The organism is Roseomonas indoligenes, assembly GCF_017813365.1.
GTDB lineage: Bacteria > Pseudomonadota > Alphaproteobacteria > Acetobacterales > Acetobacteraceae > Roseomonas > Roseomonas indoligenes.
Genome location: NZ_JAGIZA010000003.1, coordinates 256,769 through 277,430 on the forward strand (window position 1 = coordinate 256,769; position 20,662 = coordinate 277,430).

General features: G+C 70.6%; 19 protein-coding genes. 11 read left to right on the plus strand and 8 right to left on the minus strand.

The features are described from left to right. Positions 1 to 24 precede the first annotated feature (24 nt). From parE to J5Y10_RS06300, 3 genes are all read left to right on the plus strand, one after another. On the plus strand, positions 25 to 1,998 hold the full coding sequence (parE, locus tag J5Y10_RS06290; RefSeq protein WP_209371918.1) for a DNA topoisomerase IV subunit B: 1,974 nt from the start codon (positions 25 to 27) through the stop codon (positions 1,996 to 1,998). 89 nt (positions 1,999 to 2,087) lie between these two features. Further along, complete coding sequence (locus J5Y10_RS06295) at positions 2,088 to 3,761, plus strand: FAD-dependent oxidoreductase (protein WP_209371920.1); 1,674 nt, start codon at positions 2,088 to 2,090, stop codon at positions 3,759 to 3,761. Positions 3,762 to 3,813: 52 nt separating this feature from the next. Further along, the gene (locus J5Y10_RS06300) at positions 3,814 to 4,821 is read left to right on the plus strand and encodes a Bug family tripartite tricarboxylate transporter substrate binding protein (protein ID WP_209371922.1); all 1,008 of its coding nucleotides are present in this window, start codon (positions 3,814 to 3,816) and stop codon (positions 4,819 to 4,821) included. 62 nt (positions 4,822 to 4,883) lie between these two features. On the opposite strand, the gene J5Y10_RS06305 is transcribed toward J5Y10_RS06300, so the two are convergent. Next, the gene (locus J5Y10_RS06305) at positions 4,884 to 6,086 is read right to left on the minus strand and encodes a DNA topoisomerase IB (RefSeq protein WP_209371924.1); all 1,203 of its coding nucleotides are present in this window, start codon (positions 6,084 to 6,086) and stop codon (positions 4,884 to 4,886) included. A gap of 58 nt (positions 6,087 to 6,144) precedes the next feature. After that, complete coding sequence (locus J5Y10_RS06310; RefSeq protein WP_209371926.1) at positions 6,145 to 6,849, minus strand: alpha/beta fold hydrolase; 705 nt, start codon at positions 6,847 to 6,849, stop codon at positions 6,145 to 6,147. A gap of 290 nt (positions 6,850 to 7,139) precedes the next feature. Between J5Y10_RS06310 and J5Y10_RS06315 the strand changes: the two genes are divergently transcribed. From J5Y10_RS06315 to J5Y10_RS27735, 6 genes are all read left to right on the plus strand, one after another. Beyond that, on the plus strand, positions 7,140 to 9,245 hold the full coding sequence (locus tag J5Y10_RS06315) for a DEAD/DEAH box helicase (RefSeq protein ID WP_245214362.1): 2,106 nt from the start codon (positions 7,140 to 7,142) through the stop codon (positions 9,243 to 9,245). A gap of 106 nt (positions 9,246 to 9,351) precedes the next feature. Then, positions 9,352 to 10,578: an acyl-CoA dehydrogenase gene (locus tag J5Y10_RS06320; RefSeq protein ID WP_408901574.1), complete on the plus strand. Its 1,227-nt coding sequence runs from the start codon at positions 9,352 to 9,354 to the stop codon at positions 10,576 to 10,578. Between the two features lie 71 nt (positions 10,579 to 10,649). After that, positions 10,650 to 11,939 carry a class I SAM-dependent RNA methyltransferase gene (locus J5Y10_RS06325; RefSeq protein ID WP_209371928.1) on the plus strand — a complete coding sequence of 430 codons (1,290 nt, stop codon included), beginning with the start codon at positions 10,650 to 10,652 and terminating at the stop codon, positions 11,937 to 11,939. A 52-nt stretch (positions 11,940 to 11,991) separates the two neighbouring features. Then, positions 11,992 to 12,975 (plus strand): MBL fold metallo-hydrolase, encoded by a 984-nt coding sequence (locus tag J5Y10_RS06330; RefSeq protein ID WP_209371930.1) that lies wholly within the window; start codon positions 11,992 to 11,994, stop codon positions 12,973 to 12,975. Between the two features lie 176 nt (positions 12,976 to 13,151). After that, positions 13,152 to 13,943 carry an enoyl-CoA hydratase gene (locus tag J5Y10_RS27730; protein ID WP_245214363.1) on the plus strand — a complete coding sequence of 264 codons (792 nt, stop codon included), beginning with the start codon at positions 13,152 to 13,154 and terminating at the stop codon, positions 13,941 to 13,943. A 2-nt stretch (positions 13,944 to 13,945) separates the two neighbouring features. Continuing rightward, positions 13,946 to 14,299: a CoA transferase gene (locus J5Y10_RS27735; RefSeq protein ID WP_342452864.1), complete on the plus strand. Its 354-nt coding sequence runs from the start codon at positions 13,946 to 13,948 to the stop codon at positions 14,297 to 14,299. 31 nt (positions 14,300 to 14,330) lie between these two features. Here J5Y10_RS27735 and J5Y10_RS06340 read toward each other — a convergent pair whose 3' ends face one another. After that, a complete protein-coding gene (locus J5Y10_RS06340; RefSeq protein ID WP_245214364.1) occupies positions 14,331 to 15,254 on the minus strand; it encodes a LysR family transcriptional regulator in 924 nt (307 codons plus the stop codon). A 74-nt stretch (positions 15,255 to 15,328) separates the two neighbouring features. Between J5Y10_RS06340 and J5Y10_RS06345 the strand changes: the two genes are divergently transcribed. Both J5Y10_RS06345 and J5Y10_RS06350 read left to right on the plus strand, forming a co-directional pair. Continuing rightward, a complete protein-coding gene (locus tag J5Y10_RS06345) occupies positions 15,329 to 16,192 on the plus strand; it encodes an NmrA/HSCARG family protein (protein WP_209371932.1) in 864 nt (287 codons plus the stop codon). Between the two features lie 32 nt (positions 16,193 to 16,224). Further along, positions 16,225 to 16,698, plus strand: a complete 474-nt coding sequence (locus tag J5Y10_RS06350; protein WP_209371934.1) for an SRPBCC family protein — start codon at positions 16,225 to 16,227, stop codon at positions 16,696 to 16,698. 207 nt (positions 16,699 to 16,905) lie between these two features. Here J5Y10_RS06350 and J5Y10_RS06355 read toward each other — a convergent pair whose 3' ends face one another. Genes J5Y10_RS06355 through sufD form a run of 5 tightly spaced genes read right to left on the minus strand, consistent with a single transcriptional unit; the run spans position 16,906 to position 20,662 of the window. After that, positions 16,906 to 17,277 carry a HesB/IscA family protein gene (locus tag J5Y10_RS06355; protein ID WP_209371936.1) on the minus strand — a complete coding sequence of 124 codons (372 nt, stop codon included), beginning with the start codon at positions 17,275 to 17,277 and terminating at the stop codon, positions 16,906 to 16,908. An 11-nt stretch (positions 17,278 to 17,288) separates the two neighbouring features. Further along, a complete protein-coding gene (locus J5Y10_RS06360; protein ID WP_209372251.1) occupies positions 17,289 to 17,651 on the minus strand; it encodes an SUF system Fe-S cluster assembly protein in 363 nt (120 codons plus the stop codon). Between the two features lie 19 nt (positions 17,652 to 17,670). Continuing rightward, complete coding sequence (sufU, locus tag J5Y10_RS06365) at positions 17,671 to 18,132, minus strand: Fe-S cluster assembly sulfur transfer protein SufU (RefSeq protein WP_209371937.1); 462 nt, start codon at positions 18,130 to 18,132, stop codon at positions 17,671 to 17,673. Next, positions 18,132 to 19,373 (minus strand): aminotransferase class V-fold PLP-dependent enzyme, encoded by a 1,242-nt coding sequence (locus J5Y10_RS06370; RefSeq protein ID WP_209371938.1) that lies wholly within the window; start codon positions 19,371 to 19,373, stop codon positions 18,132 to 18,134. The genes sufU and J5Y10_RS06370 overlap by 1 nt, the downstream gene beginning before the upstream one ends. Beyond that, positions 19,373 to 20,662 carry a Fe-S cluster assembly protein SufD gene (sufD, locus tag J5Y10_RS06375; protein ID WP_209371939.1) on the minus strand — a complete coding sequence of 430 codons (1,290 nt, stop codon included), beginning with the start codon at positions 20,660 to 20,662 and terminating at the stop codon, positions 19,373 to 19,375. Before sufD ends, J5Y10_RS06370 begins: the two co-directional genes overlap by 1 nt.

Consider the following 20,662-nt stretch of genomic DNA (forward strand, 5'->3'; position numbering starts at 1 on the left):
TGGGCCAGGGACCCAGAACAAGACATGAACGATCTATTCGGTGGCCGCGCCCCCAAGGGTCCGGCCCAGCAGAGTTATTCCGCGGCCGACATCGAGGTGCTGGAGGGGCTTGAGCCCGTCCGCCGCCGCCCCGGCATGTATATCGGCGGCACGGACGAGAACGCCCTTCACCACCTGGCGTCCGAGGTCATCGACAACGCCATGGACGAGGCGGTGGCCGGCCATGCCGACCGCATCGAGGTGACGCTGGAAGCCGACAACTGGTTGACGGTGCGGGACAACGGCCGCGGCATCCCCGTAGACCCGCATCCCAAGTTCCCGAAGCTTTCCGCGCTGGAGGTGATCCTCACCACCCTCCATTCCGGCGGCAAGTTCTCGGGCAAGGCCTACGACACCTCGGGCGGCCTGCACGGCGTCGGCTCATCGGTCGTGAATGCCCTCTCCGAGCAGATGGAGGTGGAGGTCGCGCGCGACCGCACCCTTTTCACCCAGGCCTATTCGCGCGGAAAGCCGCTGGCGAAGCTGAAGAATGCCGGCCCGGTCCAGAACCGCCGCGGCACCACCATCCGCTTCAAGCCGGACCCCGAGATTTTCGGCAAGCAGCACTTCCTGGCGGCCCGGCTTTATCGGTTCTGCCGGTCCAAGGCCTATCTCTACAAGGGCGTGGAGATCCGCTGGTCCTGCGACCCGGCCCTGGTGAAGGATGAGACCCCCTCCCAGGCGGTGCTGCACTTCCCGGGCGGCTTGGCCGATTACCTCGCGGCCTCCATCGCCGGGCGACCCACCGTGGTTCCCAATCCCTGGACGGGCGAGGTCTCCTTCCCCGGCGGGGCCGGGCGGGCGGAGTGGGCGGCCACCTGGCTTGAGGGTGGGGAGGCCTTCCTCAGCACCTACGCGAACACCATTCCCACGCCCCAGGGCGGCACGCACGAGACGGGCTTCCGCAACGCCCTGGTGAAGGGCCTGCGCGCCTATGGCGAGCTGAAGAAGGAAAAACGTGCGGGCAACGTGACGGCGGAGGACGTGTTCGGCGGCCTCGCTGGCACCGTCTCCGTGTTCATCCGCGAGCCGCAGTTCCAGGGCCAGACGAAGGACAAGCTCACCTCCCCCGAGGCCGCGCGCCTGGTGGAGAACGGGCTACGCGACCATTTCGACCACTGGCTGACCGGCGATACCCGCACCGCCGACAACCTGCTGGCCTGGGCGATCGAGCGCGCCGAGGACCGTATCCGCCGGCGCGAGCAGAAGGACACGCCGCGCAAGAGCGCCACGCGCCGGCTGCGCCTGCCGGGCAAGCTGGCGGATTGCAGCAGCGAGAACGCCGCCAGCACGGAACTGTTCCTGGTGGAGGGTGACTCGGCCGGCGGCTCCGCCAAGCAGGCGCGGGACCGCGCGACGCAGGCCGTCCTCCCGCTCCGGGGCAAGATCCTGAACGTCGCCTCCGCCTCCACGGAGAAGCTTCGCGGCAACCAGGAGCTGCGCGATTTGGTGGAGGCGCTGGGCTGCGGCGTCGGCGAGCGCTTCGATCTCTCGAAGCTGCGCTACGGTCGCATCATCGTCATGACGGACGCGGATGTGGACGGCGCCCATATTGCCGCCCTGCTGATGACCTTCTTCTACAAGGAGCTTCCGGCCCTGGTGCGGGAGGGCAAGGTCTTCCTGGCGCAGCCGCCCCTCTATCGCCTTCAGCACGGCGCCAAGTCGGTCTATGCGCGGGACGACGCGGACCGGGAGCGGATCCTGAAGCGCGAGTTCAAGCCGAACCAGAAGGTCGAGGTTTCCCGCTTCAAGGGCCTGGGCGAGATGCCGCCCGCCTCCCTGAAGGAGACCACCATGGACCGGTCCAAGCGCACCCTGCTGCGCGTTGTCCTGCCCCAGGACGCCCGGGCCGAGACGGCGGAGCTGATCGAGGCGCTGATGGGCCGCAAGCCGGAGCTGCGCTTCCGCTTCATCCAGGAGAATGCCTCCAAGATGGACGAGGCGGAAGTGGACGTCTGAACCGGCGCGGCAGAACCCCCTTGCCGAAAGGCCGTCCATAAGGTCATCGTACTGACCTTAGAGGAACGACAAGAAGGTTCGGGGGGACGATGCCGCAGGACATGCGCGCGGACGTGCTCGTGGTCGGCAGCGGGCCGGTCGGCATGGTACTGGCAATGGATCTCGCCTCCCGGGGCGTGAAGGTGATCGTCGCGGAGCGACGGGCGCCGGGCGAGCCGCCCAACGTGAAGTGCAACCACGTCTCCGCCCGCTCAATGGAAGTCTTCCGCCGCCTCGGCGTGGCGCAGGCCGTGCGGGACACGGGCCTGCCCGCGGACTTCCCGAACGACTGCGCCTATCGCACCACCTCCACCGGGATCGAGCTGTCCCGCATCCCCATCCCCTGCCGCCGGGACCGCTACACGGCCACCGGCGGCCCGGACACCTGGTGGCCCACCCCGGAACCGCCGCACCGGATCAATCAGACCTTCCTGGAGCCCGTCCTCTTCGCGCACATGTCGGCCACCCCCGGCATTCGCGTGCTCAACCGTGTCGCGGTGGAGGGGTTCGAGCAGGACCACGTGGGCGTCCGTGCCACGGTGGAGGAGCTGGACGGCGGCGCTTCCTTCACGGTCGCCTGCCGCTACGTCGTCGGCTGCGATGGCGGTCGCTCCACCATCCGCCGGGCCATGGGCGCGAAGCTGGAGGGCACGCCGGTGGTGCAGCGCGTGCAGTCCACCCTCATCCGCGCCCCGGACCTGATCGACCGCATCGGGCGGCCCGCCTGGATGCTCCTCTCCCTCAACCCCCGCCGCTCCGGCACCGTGGTCGCCATCGACGGGAAGGAGGAGTGGCTGGTCCACAACCACCTGCACGAGCACGAGACGGAGTTCGACTCCGTGGACCGTGACTGGGCCATCCGCACCATCCTCGGCGTCGGGCCGGACTTCCGCTACGAGGTCATCAGCCAGGAGGACTGGATCGGCCGCCGGCTCGTCGCGGACCGCTTCCGCCAGGGCCGCGCCTTCATCTGCGGCGACGCGGCGCATCTCTGGATCCCCTATGCCGGCTACGGGATGAATGCCGGCATCGCCGACGCGGTGAACCTCTCATGGCAACTCGCCGCCGTGGTCCAGGGCTGGGCGGAGGAGGGCATGCTCGACGCCTACGAGGCCGAGCGGCGCCCGATCACGGAGCAGGTCTCCCGCTTCGCCATGGGGCATGCCCTTGCGATGATGCGCCAGCGCGGCGGCGTGCCCGCGAATATCGAGGAACCCGGCCCGGAGGGCGATGCCGCACGCGCGAAGCTCGGCCAGGAGGCCTACGACCTCAACGTCCAGCAGTACTGCTGCGGCGGGCTGAACTTTGGCTACTTCTACCCGGACTCCCCGGTCATCGCGCATGACGGCGCGGAACCCCCGCCCTACACCATGTACGACTTCACGCCTTCCACCGTGCCGGGCTGCCGCACACCACATGTCCGGCTGCCCGACGGCCGTTCCCTGCTCGATGCCATGGGGCCGGGCTACACGCTCCTGCGCCTTGATCCGGCGCTGGACGCGGGCGGGCTGGAAGCGGCGGCGGCGCGCGCCGGGATGCCCTTCACGGTGCTGGACCTCGATCCGGCAGCGGCGAAAGCGGGGGGCTACGACCACCCGCTCGTCCTCTCGCGCCCCGACTGGCACGTGGCCTGGCGCGGCCATGCCGCGCCCCCCGATCCCGAAGCCCTGATCGACCGGTTGCGCGGCGCCAGCCCGGCCGCGGCACGCAGCCTGGCCGCCTGAGACGACCGCCCCCTGAAGCGGGGCGGCGAACAACGAGACGAGGACACGGACCATGTGGAGAGATCGCCCCCCGGGGCGGCGCGCGGCCCTGCGCGCCCTGGCCGCCGCGGCCCTGGCAACGGGTCCCCTGGCCGCAGGGGTCCGGCCCGCCGCCGCGCAGGCCTATCCCGCGCGACCCATCCGGCTGATCGTCACCTTCCCGCCGGGCGGCAGCAGCGACGTGATCGGCCGCATCCTGGCGCCGCGGATCGAGGCCCGGCTCGGCCAGCCGCTGGTCATCGACAACAGGCCGGGCGCCGGCGGCAATATCGGGATGGACATCGTCGCGAAAGCCGCGCCGGACGGATACACCCTTGGCATCGGGGCGGCCGGTGCGCTTTCCGTGAACCCCAGCCTCTACCCCAACATGCCCTACGACACGCTGCGGGACCTGGCGCCCGTGACGATGCTGGCGGGCATCCCCTTCGTCCTCGTCGCCAATCCCCGCATCGGCGTGAAGACCCTGCCGGAGCTGGTCGCCCTGGCGAAGTCGCGGCCGGGCGTCCTGACCGTGGCGCATGGCGGCAACGGCACGGCGATGCACCTCTCGGCGGAGCTGTTCAACCAGATGGCCGGGCTGCGGATCGAGACCATTCCCTTCCGCGGTAGCGCGCCGGCGATGACGGCGGCCGTCTCCGGGGATACGGACCTGGCCGTGGTGGACCTCGCCTCCGTCAGCGGGCTCACCGCGGGCGGCCAGCTCGTCGTTCTCGGCGTCACCACGCCCGCGCGCGTCTCCTCCCTGCGCGAAGCCCCGACGATCGCGGAAGCGGGGCTGCCCGGCTACGAATCCGTCGGCTGGTTCGGCCTCGTCGCCCCGGCGCGCACCCCGGCGGCAGCGGTCGAGGCTCTGAACGCCGCCTTCACCGCCGTGCTGCGGGAACCGGAGATCCGGGCCAGGCTGGAATCCATCGGAACGGTGGCCCAGCCCGGAACGGCGGAGGACTTCGCGTCCTTCATCCGTTCCGAGACGGCCAAGTGGGCCGGCGTCATCCGAGCCGCCGGCACGAAGGTGGAATAGGGGTGGCCGCGGGCCTTTAGGCTGTCCGACGAAGCATGGCCTGGGACCCTGGGCCCGGCGGGTCAGGCGGCGGCGGCCACGGCCTCCGCCAGCTTCGCCTTGCCGCGCCGGACCGCTTTGCCGGCGGCGCGCTTCGCCTTCTCCGGCACGGCGGAACCCTTCCCCGCCTTCAGACGGGCCAGGAGCGCCAGCACCGCCGCCTCCTCCGGCCGGAGCTGCTCCAGCTCCTCGCGCAGTTCCTGCTCGGCCCGCTCCGCCATCTCCAGCACGAGCTGTCCGGCCATGTAGCCCTCGATCACGTCCGGGTGGACGTAGCACTTGCGACACACGGTCGGCGTGTTGCCCAGCCGGGAGGCCACGTGCTCGATCGCCGCGCGCACGTTCTTCTTTGCCGCGGTCTGGCTGTCGAAGGCTTCAAATTCCCGCAGGGCCAGGGCGGCCATCACCGTGCCGGACCAAGTGCGGAAATCCTTCGCCGTGATGTCCCGGCCCGTCACCTCGCGCAGGTAGTCGTTCACGTCGCCGGAGGTGACGTCGTGCATCGTCCCGTCCTCGGCGGGCCAGGCGAACAGTTCCTGACCCGGCAGGTCCTGGCAGGCCTTCACCACCCGCGCGATGCGCCGGTCTTGCAGGCCGAGCTTCCAGGTCTTGCCGCTCTTGCCCTTGAAGGCGAAGCGCATGGTCCCGCCTTCAACCTTCACGTGCCGGTTCCGCAGCGTGGTGAGGCCGAAGGATCCATTCTCCTTCGCGTAATCGTCGTTGCCGACCCGGATGAGCGTCGTCTCCAGCAGCCGCACCACGGTGGCCAGCACCTTCTCCCGGCACAGCTCCTTGCGCTGCAGGTCGGCCTCCACCCGGGCACGCAGCGCGGGCAGGGCGGCGGCAAACTCCTCCATGTGCTCGTACTTCGTCGCGTCCCGCGTCTCCCGCCAGCGCGGGTGGTAGCGGTACTGCTTGCGCCCCTTGGCGTCCCGCCCCGTGGCCTGGATGTGGCCGTTCGCGTAAGGGCAGATCCAGACATCCGTATAGGCCGGCGGAATGGCGAGCGAGCGGATCCGCTCCAGCACCGCCTCGTCCCTCACCGGCTCGCCGGAGGGATCACGGTAGAAGAAGCCGTCTCCCTTGGCTTGCCGGGTGATGCCGGGCCGCGTGTCGCTGACGTAGCGCAGGCCCGCGGCGCGGGCCGCCTCGCGCGGCTCGATGATGGAGCTTTCCTTGGGGTCGTTGTCCCCGGTGGTCTCGCGGGTCTCGGCGGTGCTGGGCATGCGGGCGTCCTTCTGCCAGCAGAAACCCTCTTGCCCGATCCCAAGTTTCCCGGCCGCTTCAGCCCAGCCAGTCGCGCAGCAAAGCCGTCACTTCGCCCGGGCGTTCCATCGGCGGCAGGTGCGCGCAGCCCGGCAGCACCTGGAGCCGGGCGCCCGGGATCCCCTCGGCCATCTCCCGCGCCAGATCCGGCGGCGTCAGGACGTCCGCCTCCCCCACCGCGACCAGCGCGGGCACGGCGATGCCCGCCAGGTCGGGCCGCGAGTCCGGCCGCCCGAGGATGGCGGCTTGCTGGCGCAGGAAGGCCTCCTTCCCCACCCGCCCGGCCATGGCGATCACCTCCTCCGCCAGCGGGCCCGCCTGGTTCTCCGCGTGGAGCAGGCGCGGGATCAGCCGCGGCGTCACGCCCCGGAACTGGCCCGTGCGGGTCAGCGACATCAAGCCCCGGCGCTGCCGGGACTGTTCCGGCGTGTCCGGCCGGGCGGAGGTATCGAGCAGCGCCAGCCGTTCCACCCGTTCCGGAGCCCGCCGCATCACCTCGAAAGCCACGTAGCCACCCATGGAAAGCCCGGCCAAGGCGAAGCGCGTCGCACCGGCCGCGTCCATGGCCGCCAGGGCCCGTTCGGCCATGGCACTCACGCTCTCGTCCAGGGTCAGATCGGCGACCACCGGCGTGGCCGCCGCCCCAAGCCCGGCGACCTGATCCCGCCAGAGTCGTGCGTCGCAGAGCAGGCCGGGGAGAAGAAGCAGGGGCGTGCGGCTCATCCGGCGTGTCAATCACGCCACGCAACCCCCGGCAACCCGCCCGGCGGACCCCGGAAACCCCGGGAAATGGCCGGGAACCTTGCATCGGCGGCCCCGCGGGCGCATATCGCGCGCATGCGGCTGCGTGCTGCGCGTATGGAATCCCAATCGGGAAGCCGCCGCGCCACGCCGGACCACCGGCCGGGCGCGACCGGCCATGCCGCACGGCGCCCGACCCCATTTTGACCACGCAGCCGAGTTTTCGCCGCCCTCCGCCACAGCAGGCCGGGTAGCGGCACAGGGAAATACGCTTGAGCGAACACGACCAGCCCCGCCCCGCCGACACCAGCGCTTCTGAAGAGCGCCTCGGGGATCGCCCCGAGGAGCACCGGGAGGCTGCGCGCGAGGGCCTGCCGCAGGGCGGCATCACCCCCGGCGCGGCCGGCAGCATCCAGGGCGCGGCGGACGGCGACCCCGTGGGTGAGGGCAGCTCCCCCGACTTCGCCGAGCGCCCCGCCGCCTTCGAGAGCGCCGAGCCGGTGGCCGCCCTCGCCTCCGACGCGCCCGATGCCGGCGGCACGGGCGCGGATCGTGACGAGGATCCCGGCGAGACGGGTGCCGACTACTCCGACCCCGACGACGAGTCCGAGGACGAGGACGTGAGCGGGTCTGATCCCGTCGCCGATGAATCCTCGTCCGAGGACGACGAGGACGAAGACGAGGATGACGAGGAGGAGGCTGCCGCTGCCCCCCGCGCCACCTTCGCCGATCTCGGCCTTTCCGAGCCGATCCTGCAGGCCGTGGCGGAGACGGGCTACGTCCACCCCACCCCCATCCAGGAAGCCGCGATTCCCGTGGTGCTGATGGGGCGTGACGTTCTCGGCTGCGCCCAGACCGGCACGGGCAAGACCGCCGGCTTTACCCTGCCCATGCTGGACATCCTGGCCGGTTCCCGCGCCAAGGCCCGCATGCCGCGCAGCCTGATCCTGGAGCCGACGCGCGAACTGGCCCTCCAGGTCGCCGAGAACTTCGTGAAGTACGGCAAGTACCTGAACCTGACCCATGCGCTGCTGATCGGCGGCGAGAGCATGGATGAGCAGAAGGCCGTCCTCGAGAAGGGGGTGGACGTGCTGATCGCCACGCCCGGCCGCCTGCTGGACCTGTTCGACCGCGGCCGCATCCTGCTGGCGGACTGCAAGGTGCTGGTGATCGATGAGGCGGACCGGATGCTGGACATGGGGTTCATCCCCGATGTCGAGCGGATCGTCTCCATGCTGCCGAAGATGCGGCAGACCTTGTTCTTCTCCGCGACGATGGCGCCGGAGATCAAGCGCCTCGCCGACGCGTTCCTGCAGAACCCGCGTGAGATCAGCGTCTCGGCCCCCGCCTCGGTCGCGACCACCATCACCGCCGGCCTGTTCTGGGTCGGTGAGCGCGACAAGCGCGAGGCCCTGCGCCGCCTGATCAAGCGGGAGGCGGTGCAGAACGCGCTGATCTTCTGCAACCGCAAGGTCGATGTCGACATCCTCTACAAGAGCCTGAAGAAGCACGGCTTCAGCGTGGGGGCCCTGCACGGCGACCTCGCCCAGTCCGTCCGCTTCGCGACGCTCGAAAAGTTCAAGAACAACGAGCTGCAGCTGCTCGTCTGCTCCGACGTGGCGGCGCGGGGGATCGACATCGGCGGGCTCTCCCACGTCTTCAACTTCGACGTGCCCTACCACGCGGAGGACTATGTCCACCGCATCGGCCGCACCGGCCGGGCCGGGCGCGAGGGCCATGCCTATACCCTTGCCACCGCGGACGAGGCGAAGGCCGTGGCGGCGGTGGAGACCCTGACGGGCCGCCCCATCCCGCCGATGGCAATCGAGGGCCTCGATCCCGTGAACCCCGAGGACATCCAGGCCGCGCTGAAGGCGACCGGCCGTGGCCGGGGCCGCGGCCGTGGCGGCGAGAGCCGTGGAGGCCGTGAGGCTGGCCGGGGCGAGCGCGGTCGCGGCGAAGCGCGCCGCGACCGTGGCGGCGAGGCCCGCGAGGGCGCCCGGCGCGAGGGCAGCGGCCGCCGCGACGAGCCCCGCCGGGAGGAGAAGCGGAAGGACGAGCCGCGGCGCGAGGAGCGCGAGGCCCGGCCTGGCCGCGAGAACCGCGGCGCCGAGCGCGTGCTGGACGAGGTGAACCGCGACGCCGCCCGCGAGTGGAAGGGCGAGGATCGGCCCCGCGGGGATGACCGTGCGCGCCGCGAGGAGCGGTTCCGCGAGGACCGCCCGCGCGAGGAGCGGGGCCGCCGCGACGACCGCCGCTACCGCCAGGACGACCTCGGGCCCTCCGTGGTCGGCTTCGGCGATGCCGTGCCCGCCTTCATGCTGATCCCCCTGCCCCGCCCTCGCCGGGTGCGGGACGACGAGGCCGAGGCGGCCTGATCCGCGGGAGGGGCCCCGGCCCCTCCCCCTCCCCATCGCTGGCACTCTCCTGCCCCCTGGGGCAGGATGCGCCCGCGTTGGCATTGCCCATCAGAGGAACGCAGAGATGAACGTCGTCACCCAGGTGCTGCCTGAGGCCCCGCAGGCCCGCGTCCCCCAGAAGATGGGCAGCTTCGTGTGGAACGACCCCCTCCTGCTGGAGGAGCAGCTCACCGAGGATGAGCGCATGATCCGCGACGCGGCGCATGAGTTCTGCCAGTCCAAGCTGATGCCCCGCGTGCTCATGGCCAATCGGAACGAGCACTTCGACCGCGAGATCATGAACGAGTTCGGGGAGATGGGCTTCCTCGGCGCCACGCTGGACAGCCATGGCTGCGCGGGCGTCGGCTACGTCTCCTACGGCCTGATCTCGCGTGAGGTCGAGCGCGTGGACAGCGGCTACCGCTCCGCCTTTTCCGTGCAGTCCTCCCTTGTCATGTACCCGATCTGGGCTTTCGGCTCCGAGGCGCAGAAGGACAAGTTCCTACCGAAGCTCCGCACCGGCGAGTTCGTCGGCTGCTTCGGCCTGACCGAGCCCGATGCCGGCTCCGATCCCAATTCCATGCGGACGCGGGCCAAGTCGGTCGATGGCGGCTACCTCGTCTCCGGCTCGAAGACCTGGATCTCCAACTCCCCGATCGCCGACGTCTTCGTCGTCTGGGCGAAGGACGACGAGGGCCTGCTGCGCGGCTTCATCCTGGAGAAGGGCATGAAGGGCCTCACCGCCCCGAAGATCGAGGGCAAGATGTCCCTCCGCCCCTCCGTCACCGGTATGATCATGATGGACGAGGTCTTCGTCCCCGAGGAGAACAAGCTGCCGGGCGTGAAGTCGCTCGCCGGTCCCTTCTCCTGCCTCAACCGGGCCCGCTACGGCATCGCCTGGGGCGTGATGGGCGCCGCCGAGGATTGCTGGCACCGCGCCCGCGACTACACCATGGGCCGCAAGATGTTCGGCAAGCCCCTGGCCCAGACCCAGCTGATCCAGAAGAAGCTGGCGGACATGCAGACCGAGATCACCCTCGGCCTGCAGGGCGTGCTGCGCCTCGGCCGGCTCTTCGACGAGCACAAGGCCGCGCCGGAGATGATCTCCATGATGAAGCGGAACAACTGCGGCAAGGCGCTCGACATCGCCCGGGTCTCCCGCGACATGCATGGCGGTAACGGGATCGTGGACGAGTACCACGTGATCCGCCACGTCATGAACCTGGAGACGGTGAACACCTATGAGGGCACGCACGACGTGCACGCCCTCATCCTCGGCCGCGCGCAGACCGGGCTGAACGCCTTCGGCTGATCCGCGCCGTCCATTGCGTTGAGAAGGGGCGGTCCCTCGGGGCCGCCCCTTCCTGTTTTCTGGAAGCCATCATGCGCGTGACAGTCGAGGCCATCGGCGCCGCCGCCGACGGGATCGCCCGCGACGAAGCGGGCCGCCCACTCTTCATCCCCTTCGCCCTGCCCGGCGAGACGGTGGAGGCCGCGCCAGGCCCCATGCGCGGCGAGGGCCGCACCGCCGCGCTGATCACGGTGGAGGCCCCCTCCCCCGATCGCGTCGCGCCCCCCTGCCCGCATTTCGGCATTTGCGGCGGCTGCGCCGTGCAGCACTGGGCGCCGCCCGCGGTCGCCGCCTGGAAGGCCGCGCGCGTATCGGAAGCCCTGTCCCGCGCCGGCTTTCCCGGGATCACCGTGGACCCGGCCGTCCCCAGCCCGCCGAACACCCGCCGCCGCGCCGACTTCGCGCTCCGCCGCCGTTCCCAGCAGGAGGGCAGCGGCATCACTGTCGGCTTCCACGCTCGCGGCAGCGCGGAGCCCTTCGACATGGCGACCTGCTTCGTCATCGACCCACGGCTGCTGGCCCTGGTGGCCCCGCTGCGGGCGATGCTGGCCGGCCTGCCCGCCCTGCGCCGCGCCGGCTCGGCCATGGTGAACCTGCTGGACAGCGGCCCCGACCTCTGGCTCCGCACCGACGGCGTGCTGACGCCGGCAGACCGCACGAAGCTCGCGGCCTTCGCCGAGGCGAACGGCATCGCCCGCATTGCCTGGTCGAAGGAGGGCACGCGCGACGTGCCGGAGATCGCCGCCCAGTCCGGCACGGTGCAGGCCAATCTTTCCGGCGTGGCGGTCACCCCGGCCCCGGGCGCCTTCCTCCAGGCCACGCCGCACGGCGAGGCCGCCATCGTCGCCGCCGTGCTGGCCGGCCTGCCGAAGCGCATGCCCGGCAAGCCCCGGATCATCGAACTGCATGCCGGCCTCGGCACCCTGACCTTCCCCCTCGCCGCGCGGGGACGGGTGGATGCCTTCGAAGGCGCACCGGAAGCCGCGGCCGCCCTCCACACCGCCGCAGGCCGCGCCGGCGCCAGGGTGAGGGCGGAGCGCCGCGACCTCGTCCGGCAGCCGCTTCTTCCCGCAGAGCTCAAGGGCGCCGCCGCACTGGTGCTGGACCCGCCTTTCGCCGGTGCAGCGGAGCAGGCCGCCATCCTCGCCCGCAGCACGGTGCCGCGCGTGATCTACGTGTCCTGCAACCCCGCCGCCCTGTCGCGGGACCTGGCGCCCTTCGCCCGCGCGCCGGGCTGGCGCGTCGAGAGCGCGGTGGCGGTGGACCAGTTCCTCTGGTCCACCCAGGTGGAGGCCGTCGTCACCCTCGCGCGCGGGCCTTGATAAAGCCACAGGCATCCAGAACTCTTCGGTTCCGCCCGAAGGATACGGACCCATGGATCGACGCGCGCTTCTCGCCGCCGGCCTCGCCGCCCCCGCCCTGATCGCGGAGGCGCGGGCGCAGACCCAGGGGGCTGCGCCGGTTGCCCCGCCGCCACCACAGCAAGCGCCGGGCTTCTACCGCTTCCGCGTCGGCGGGTTCCTCGTGACCATGGTTCATGATGGCCAGGGGGCGCGGCCCAACCCGACCCAGGGCTTCGTCCGCAACGCCTCCCCGGAGGATGTCGCCGCCTCCCTCCGCGCGCAGGGGTTGGACCCCGCGCAGATCACCATTCCCTTCACCATCCCGGTGGTCCGCACCCCGCGCGGCACGGTGATGTTCGATACGGGCAACGGCCCCCAGACGGCCGCGGACAGCCGCATCGGCCAGCTCCAGGCCAATCTGTCGGCGGCAGGGATCGACCCCGCCTCCATCGACATCATCGCCTTCACGCATTTCCACGGCGATCATGTCGGCGGCCTGCTGGACGGCGCCGGCAACGCCGCCTTCCCCCGCGCCCGCGTGGTGGTTCCGGAGAAGGAGTGGGCCTACTGGATGGACGAGACCCAGGCCAGCCGCGCGCCGGAGGCGATGCGCCCGGCCTTCGCCAATGTCCGCCGCCGCTTCGCGCCCTACGACGCCCGCATTGAGCGGATCGAGGACGGCGCCGAGGTCCTGCCCGGCATCCGCGGGCTGGAGACAGCGGGCCATACCCCCGGCCACATGTCGTTCCAGCTCTCGGATAACAACGCCTCGCTGTTGATCCTCGGCGACCTGACGAACCGCCCGGAACTGAACCTCACCAATCCCGGCTGGCACCTGGTCTTCGACATGGATCCGGCGATGGCGGAGGCGACCCGGCGCAAGGTCTTCGACCGCGTCGCGGCCGACCGGACGCCCTGCGTTTCCTACCACTGGCCCTTCCCGGCGCGCGGGACGGTGGTGAAGGAGGGGAATGGCTACCGGATGCTGCCTGCCGACTGGTCCAGCGTGGTGTAGCGACAGGGCGGGGGAGGCCCGGCCTCCCCTGGGGAAGGGTTGCGGAGAGCACGGGCTGAGTCCTGTACCGGCATCTGATCCATCCCATTCTGGGCTGGATGGATGCGGAGTATTGGTTTGTTCGGGGCCTGGTCGGCTCATAGCCTCGGCGCCCTGCCCTGTCGGAGAGGCCAAGAATGGACGCCACGGTCCCGAACTTCGCACACAGCGTGATCACGCGCGACGGGCGAGGCGTCTACACACTCCAGATCCACGGGGCGAAGCGCCTCAACATCCTGTCCACGCCGGTCATCACGGGGCTGACCGAGGCGGCCCGCTGGATTGGCGGGCAAGCGGATGCGCGGGCCGTCATCATCCGCGGCGCGGGGGACGACGCCTTCGTCGGCGGCGCCGACATCTTCGAGATGGCGGAACTGGATGTCGCGGGGGGCCGCGCCTTCATCACGCGCCTGCGCCGCCTGTGCGAGGCGGTCGCCGACATCCCGGTCCCGACCGTCGCGCGCATCCCCGGATTCTGCCTCGGCGGCGGGCTGGAGCTGGCGGCGGCCTGCGACATCCGGCTCGGCTCGCGCGACGGCATCTTCGGCATGCCGGAGGTCCGTGTCGGCATCCCCTCAGTCATCCATGCCGTGCTGCTCCCGGCGCTCATCGGGCCGGGCGCGACGAACTGGCTCCTGCTGACCGGCGAGACGGTCGATGCCGAGCAGGCGATGCGCTGGGGCTTCCTGCAGTTCGCCTGCAAGACGGGGGAGCTGGACGCCCTCGTGGAGCGCACGGTGGCGCCCATCGTGGCGAGCGGCCCTCGGGCGGTGCGCGCGCAAAAGCAACTGCTCCGCTACTGGCAGTCCTCCACGGTGGAAGCCGGGCTGGACCGCAGCGTGGAGGTCTTCGGCGATGCCTTCACGACTGCCGAACCGAGCGAGTACATGGCTCCGTTCCTCGCCCGCAGGAACGGCAAGGCGCCGTGACGGTGGGCGCCGACGTATTCGTCTCGAACGTGCGTCCCCAGGCGCTCGCCCGGCTCGGACTGGCGGCAGAGGCGCTCCTCCCGCGCAACCCGCGGCTGATCCATGCCGCCTTGGGCTTCGGGCAGGGTGGCCCCTATGCGGCGGCACCCGGCCCCGGCAGCACCCTCCCTCCCGGGCAATCCGGTGAGGGCGTTCGGGCGCACCCCAAGGCTCGGAGATGCCCGACCGGGAGGACAGGCCGCGTGTTCAAACGATCCGCCTCGGGGGTGGGATTGTTGCGGCTATCTCCAATGGTAACCAGCACCGAAAAGACGGTCCGGACAAGTTCCGGTCGAACATGGTCCGCACCGGCCTAGGCCGTAAAGGACCTGGAAACCCTCGGGTGCCTCAACCCCCGATATAGGCAGCCAGTTCGTCGGGAACCCCTTTCGGGAAAGCGTCCTTCAGGTGTTCGAGGAAGGCGGAGACACGCGCGCTCAGCAGCCGCCGCGATGGGTAGAGCGTCCAGAGCGCGATTTCCGGCGCGTCCGCATCGCCCCATCGGACCAGCCTTCCGGCCGCCAGGTCGTGGCTCACGAGCGAGACCGGAAGGCGCCCGGCGCCGACGCCCGCGCGGACGGCATCGCGGACCATGACGAGCGATGACAGGCCGAGGACCGCCTCGATGGCGATGCTCGATCGTCCGCCCGGCACCGTCACGTTCCAGGCCGCAGTCCGGTCGCCCGACCCGCGCACGACCGCCGGAACGGCCGAGCCGTCAGCCGGCCGGATGAGGGCCGGGTTGGCCACGACGACCAGCCGGTCGCGCAGGAAGACTCGCCCGACCAGGCTCTCGTCCGGATCCGGGTTCACGCGGATGACGAGGTCGTACCCCTCCTCCACCATGTCGACGGCCCGGTCCTCCGTCGTGACCTCGAGGCGGACCTCCGGAAATTTCAGCGCGAACTCCGCCGCCAGCCTGCCCATCGCAGTCTGGGAAAAGAGCAGCGGTGCGCTGATCCGCAGCCGGCCCCGAGGCCTGTCCACACCCGACGCGATCGCCGCCGCCGTCTCCTCCAGTTCCGTGAGCAGCGCCCCCGCCCGCTCGTGCAACGCCCGCCCCTCCTGGGTGAGCCTCAGCGCGCGCGCGCCGCGCTCGAACAGCCGCAGGCCGAGGCTTCCCTCCAGTTCCGTCACACGCCGGGACAGGGTCGCCTTCGGGCGCCCGCTGGCGCGCGCGGCCCGGCCGAACCCTCCATGCCGGGCGACGAGATTGAAGTCGGCAAGGGCGAGAAGGTCCATGTGTTCCACCGGCGGGACGGTCTGTCCCAATCTATCGTCTCCCGGGGCCGATGTGGACCGATCATCTTCGGACCGTCCACCGACACCAACCCGGAGTGATCCTCATGACCATCCTCGTCACCGGCGCCACCGGCAGCATCGGCCGCCACGTCGTCACCCAGCTCGCGGCCCGTGGCGCCGAGATCCGCGCCCTCGTCCACGATCCCGCGAAAGCGAACCTCCTCGCGGGCGTCGAGATCGCGCGGGGCGACCTGCTCGACATCGGCTCCCTGCGGCAGGCCCTCCAGGGCACCTCCACCCTCTTCCTGCTGAACGCTGTGGTGCCCGACGAATTCACCCAGGCCCTCGTCGCCCTCAACCTCGCCCAGGAGGCGGGCGTCGAGCGGATCGTCTACCTCTCGGTGATCCACAGCGACCTCTACGTGAACGTGCCCCACTTCGCCGCCAAGTTCGGCGTGGAGCGAATGATCGAGCGGATGGGCTTCTCCGCCACCGTCCTCCGCCCCGCCTACTTCATGCAGAACGACATGATGGTCCGCGACGTGGTGCTGAACCACGGCGTCTACCCCATGCCCATCGGCGGCAAGGGCCTCGCCATGGTGGACACGCGCGACATCGCCGAGGTCGCCGCGCTCGAGCTGCTTCGCCGGGACCGTGCCGCGGGTCCCCTTCCCTCCGACCGCATCAATCTCGTCGGGCCCGACACGCTGACCGGCTCCGAGGTCGCCGCCATCTGGTCGGAGGTGCTGCATCGCCCGGTGGCCTATGCAGGCGACGACACCGCCGGCTTCGAGCGGAACCTCCAGGGGTCCATGCCGCCCTGGATGGCCTACGACATGCGCCTGATGAGCGAGCGCTTCCTCACCGACGGGATGATCCCCGAGCCCGGCGACGTCGCCCGCCTCACCGCGCTGCTCGGCCGCCCCCTCCGCTCCTACCGCGACTTCGCCACCGAAGCCGCGGCATGACGCCACCCGATCCCGCAACAGGAACAGCCGCCATGATCTATTCGACCGCCACCGTCCCGGTGAACCCGGAAGGCGAGACCCCGCTGAGCCGCGCGCAGACCTGGGCCGGCCTCGTCCTCAAGGCCCGCGACGCCCGCCTCTTCCTCCCGCCCGGCCTTTGCACCCGCTGCGACGTGGTGGAGGAGAGCGCGACGCACATCGTGCGCGAGGCCACGATCGCGGGCGCCGACCTGCGCGAGATCATCGCCTTCGAGCCGGAGAGCAAGGTTACCTTCTTCCAGGCCACCGGCCCGCGCGAGGGCGTCATCGTCAACGAACTCTTCGAGGACGAGGCCGGCGCCCTGCAGCTCCGCTTTTACTGCTACCTCGGGCTGCGCGGCGGCGAGCCGGACGGCCCCGAGGAGAGGGCCGAGCAGGCGCAGTTCGACAGCGACAAGGGCTACAGGGCAGCCCTGCTCTCCACGCTGAAGCGCACCCGCGAATTGCTGGCCAAAGACCGGATCTGATTCCGGCGGCGTGTGCCGGCACGGGGCGGGACGGCTGCACCGGCCGTGGCAGAGGTTCCGCCCCTGCCTGGAGGAAGTTCAGAATGGACTACATCGACAGAGCCGGCACCTGGCTCCGCTCGTGCGAGCGGCTTGTCCTCCCCCGCGTGCAAGTCACCAAGCGACGGACCCTCGCCCGTCCGCATTGGGACCGACATCAAGGTCACGTCACACGTGGAAGCTCTCGCCGCAGCCGCAGCGGCCCTTCTCGTTCGGGTTGGTGAAGGTGAAGCCGGCCGACATCGCCTTCTTCTCGTAGTCCATCACCGTCCCGATCAGGAACAGGGTGGCCTTGCGGTCAACCAGCACGGTCACGCCCTTGTCGGTCACGGTCTCGTCGCCCGGCCCGGCGGCATCGACGAATTCCATCTGGTAGGACATGCCGGAGCAGCCCTTGGTGGAGACGGCAACGCGCAGCAGCTTCTTGCCGTCACCCTTCTCGTACATCGCGCGCAGCCGCTCCGCCGCCGTATCGGTCAGCGTCATCAGCGGCGGCAGGGCCCGGCGCGCCTTCGGGGCCTCGGTGGTCGTCGTTCCCATGGCTCCCTCCCTCAGTAAACGTTGAGTGCCAGCTTTGCGTCCTCGCTCATGCGGGACGGGTCCCAGGGCGGATCCCACACCACCTCCACCTTTGCGGAGGTGACGTTGGGCACGGTCTTCACCGCCTCCTCCACCATCCCCGGCAGTTCCTGTGCGGAGGGGCAAGAGGGCGTGGTGAGGGTCATGTCCACCTTCACCGCCCCATCATCGCCGATCTCCACGGCATAGATGAGGCCGAGCTCGTAGATATCCACGGGGATCTCGGGGTCGAACACGGTCTTCAGCGCGTCCAGCACCGCGACCTCGCTCACCCGCGTCGCGGGGATCGGGCCTTCGGGCGACCAGGCCTCGTGGGTCGTCCCGCCGTCGGTCATGCCCGAGGCTGCCATGGGTTCACTCACTGGAAGCCTCCTTCCCGCCATCGAGGGCGGTGTTGAGGGTGTGCCAGGCCAGCGTCGCGCACTTCACCCGGCTCGGGAACTCATGCACGCCTGACAGGGCCTGGAGGCGGTCCATCTCATCCTCCATCGCGGCGCCGCAATCCGGGCAGGTGCCGGTCATCGCCATCTCGCGGAAATGCGCCGCGAGATCGCGTGCCTCGGCCGCCGTCTTGCCACGCACCGTCTCCGTCATCAGCGAGGCGCTGGCGGTGGAGATGGCGCAGCCCCGCCCCTGGAAGGCCGCGTCCGCGATGCGGTCGCCATCCATGCCCAGGAACAGCTCGATCCGATCGCCGCACATCGGGTTGTCCCCGCGCGCGGATAGGTCGGGGGTTTCTAGCCGCCGAAAGTTCCGGGGCTTCCGCCCGTGGTCCAGGATCAACTCCTGGTATAGGTCGCGCAGGTCATCGAACATCAGGAGAAGAACCTCCTTGCCGAGGTGAGCGCCTCCGCCAGGAAGTCGATCTCCTCATGCGTCGTGTACATCCCGAAGGAAGCACGGCAGGTGCTGTCGTGCCCGATACGGACATGCAGCGGCTCCGCGCAGTGCCGGCCGGCGCGCACCGCAATGCCCACGCGGTCCAGAAGGGTGGACAGGTCGTGCGCGTGAGCGTTGCCGAGGGCGAAGGAGAAGACCCCGCCCCGGTCCTGCGCGCGCCCGATCACCGTCAGCCCCTCGATAGTAGAAAGCTTCGCCATGGCGTGGTCCACCAGCGCGCGCTCATGCGCCTCGATGGCCTCCATCCCGATCGCGGTGACGTAGTCGATCGCCGCGTGCAGACCGACGGCCTCCACGATCGGCGGCGTGCCCGCCTCGAACTTCGCCGGCACGGGCGCAGCGCGGAATCCCTCCCGCGTCACCTCGGAGATCATGTCGCCGCCGCCCATGAAGGGCGGCATGGCGTCCAGCAGCTCCATCCGGCCCCAGAGGACGCCAATGCCCGTCGGGCCGTAAAGCTTGTGGCCGGTGAAGACGTAGAAATCCGCGTCCAGCGCCCGGACGTCCACGCGCCGGTGCACCGCGGCCTGGGATCCGTCGAACAGCACCTTCGCGCCATGCGCATGGGCCAGTGCCGCGATGCGCGCCGCGGGCGTCACCGTGCCCAGCACGTTGGACATGTGGGTAATGGCAACCAGCCCGACCTTCCCGTCGGCCAGCTTGGCCTCCAGGTCCGCCATGTCCAGCTCGCCGGCATCCGTGACGTTGGCGATCCGCAGCTCGATCCCGTGGTCCTGCGCCAGCATCTGCCAGGGCACGAAGTTGGCGTGGTGCTCCATCTCGGAAACCACCACCGCCTGCCCGGGCTTCAGCACCCCGCGGCCGAAGGAATGGGCCACGAGGTTAATGGCGGCCGTGGAGTTGGAAGTGAACACCACCTCCCGCGCATCGCCCGCGTTCAAGAACCGCGCCACCGCTGCGCGCGCCGCCTCATAGGCGGCCGTGGAGGCCTCGCTCAGCTGGTAGGCGCCGCGATGCACGTTGGCGTAGCTCGTCTCGAACATCTCGCGCATGGCATCGATCACTGCGCGCGGCTTCTGGGCGGAGGCACCGGAGTCCAAGAACACCAGCGGCTTGCCATGCACCTTGGACGACAGGATCGGGAAATCCTGCCGGATCCGCTGCACGTCCAGCGCGGGTCTCAAGCTGCCATCCATCACGCGGCCTCCCCGTGCTGCGCCCACCAACCCGCGACGGCCTCGTCCAGCGCCTCGCGCGCGGCCTCGTCCGCCACGACCTCCACCGCCTCCTGCAGGAAGGCGCGCACCAGCATGGCGCGAGCCGGCCCTGCGGGGATCCCGCGGGAGCGGAGGTAGAACAGGCTGTCCTCGTCCAGCGCGCCGGCGGTCGCGCCATGGCTGCACTTCACGTCGTCAGCGTAGATCTCCAGCTGCGGCTTGCTGTCGATCTCCGCCTCCTCCGAAAGCAGGAGGGCCTGGTTCATCTGGTAGCCGTCGGTCTTCTGCGCCTCGCGCCGCACCAGGATCTTACCCTGGAACACGCCGCGGGAGCGCCCGGACAGCACCGTCTTCACCGTCTGCCGGCTGGCGCAGTTCGGCGCCGCATGGTCCAGCGCCGTCGTCGTGTCGGCCAGCTGGCCGTTCGCCACCAGCTGCGCGCCGTTCAGATGCGCGGCCGCCCGCGGCCCGAGCAGCGCCAGATGCGTCTCGCTGCGGCTGATCTTCCCGCCCGCGTTCAGCACGAAGCCGTCATAGGTGCCGCCCTCTGCCACGCGCACCCCGAGATGGGCGAGGTGATAGGCGCTCTCCGCCTCGCGCTGCACGCGGACATGGGTCAGCACGGCATCCTCGGCCACCTCGATCTCGAAGACCGGGTTGTGCAGATGCGCGGACCCGGCCGGTGAGAGCGCCGTCTCCAGCAGCACCAGCCGCGCACCGCGCGCGAGGCGGATGAGGTGGCGCGGATGCACCGTCGCGGCCGTCTCGCCGGAAACGAGGGACAGCAGCTCCACCCGCCCGGCATCCGTGCCCGCCGGAACTTCCAGGACTAGGCCATCCTCGAAGAGCAGCGTGTTCAGCGTCACCATCGGCTGGGAAGCGGAGGCCACGGTGTTCAGCCGCGGCGCCACAGTCTCGATCACCTCCGCCAGCGATCCCGCCACCAGCCCGTCCAGCGAGGAGAGGTCGGCGCGGAACCGCCCGTCCACGAACACGGCCCGCCGGTCGGCGCGCGCGGGCGGAAGCGCCACCGCCTCGTCCACCGGGGTCAGCGCCTCGCGGAACTCCCCGCGAAGCATCGGGGCGAGATCAGTGTAGCGCCAAGCCTCCAGCCGGCGGCTGGGCAGCCCGGCCGCGGTCAGCGTCTCGGCGGCCGCGTCGCGCAGCGCGCGCAGGGCGGGGATGTCGGCGCCCGGCAGGCGCCCGGCCAGTCCGGCATAGCGGTGCAGGAAGGCCGCCGCATTGCTGGTGGGGGAAACGCTGTTCAT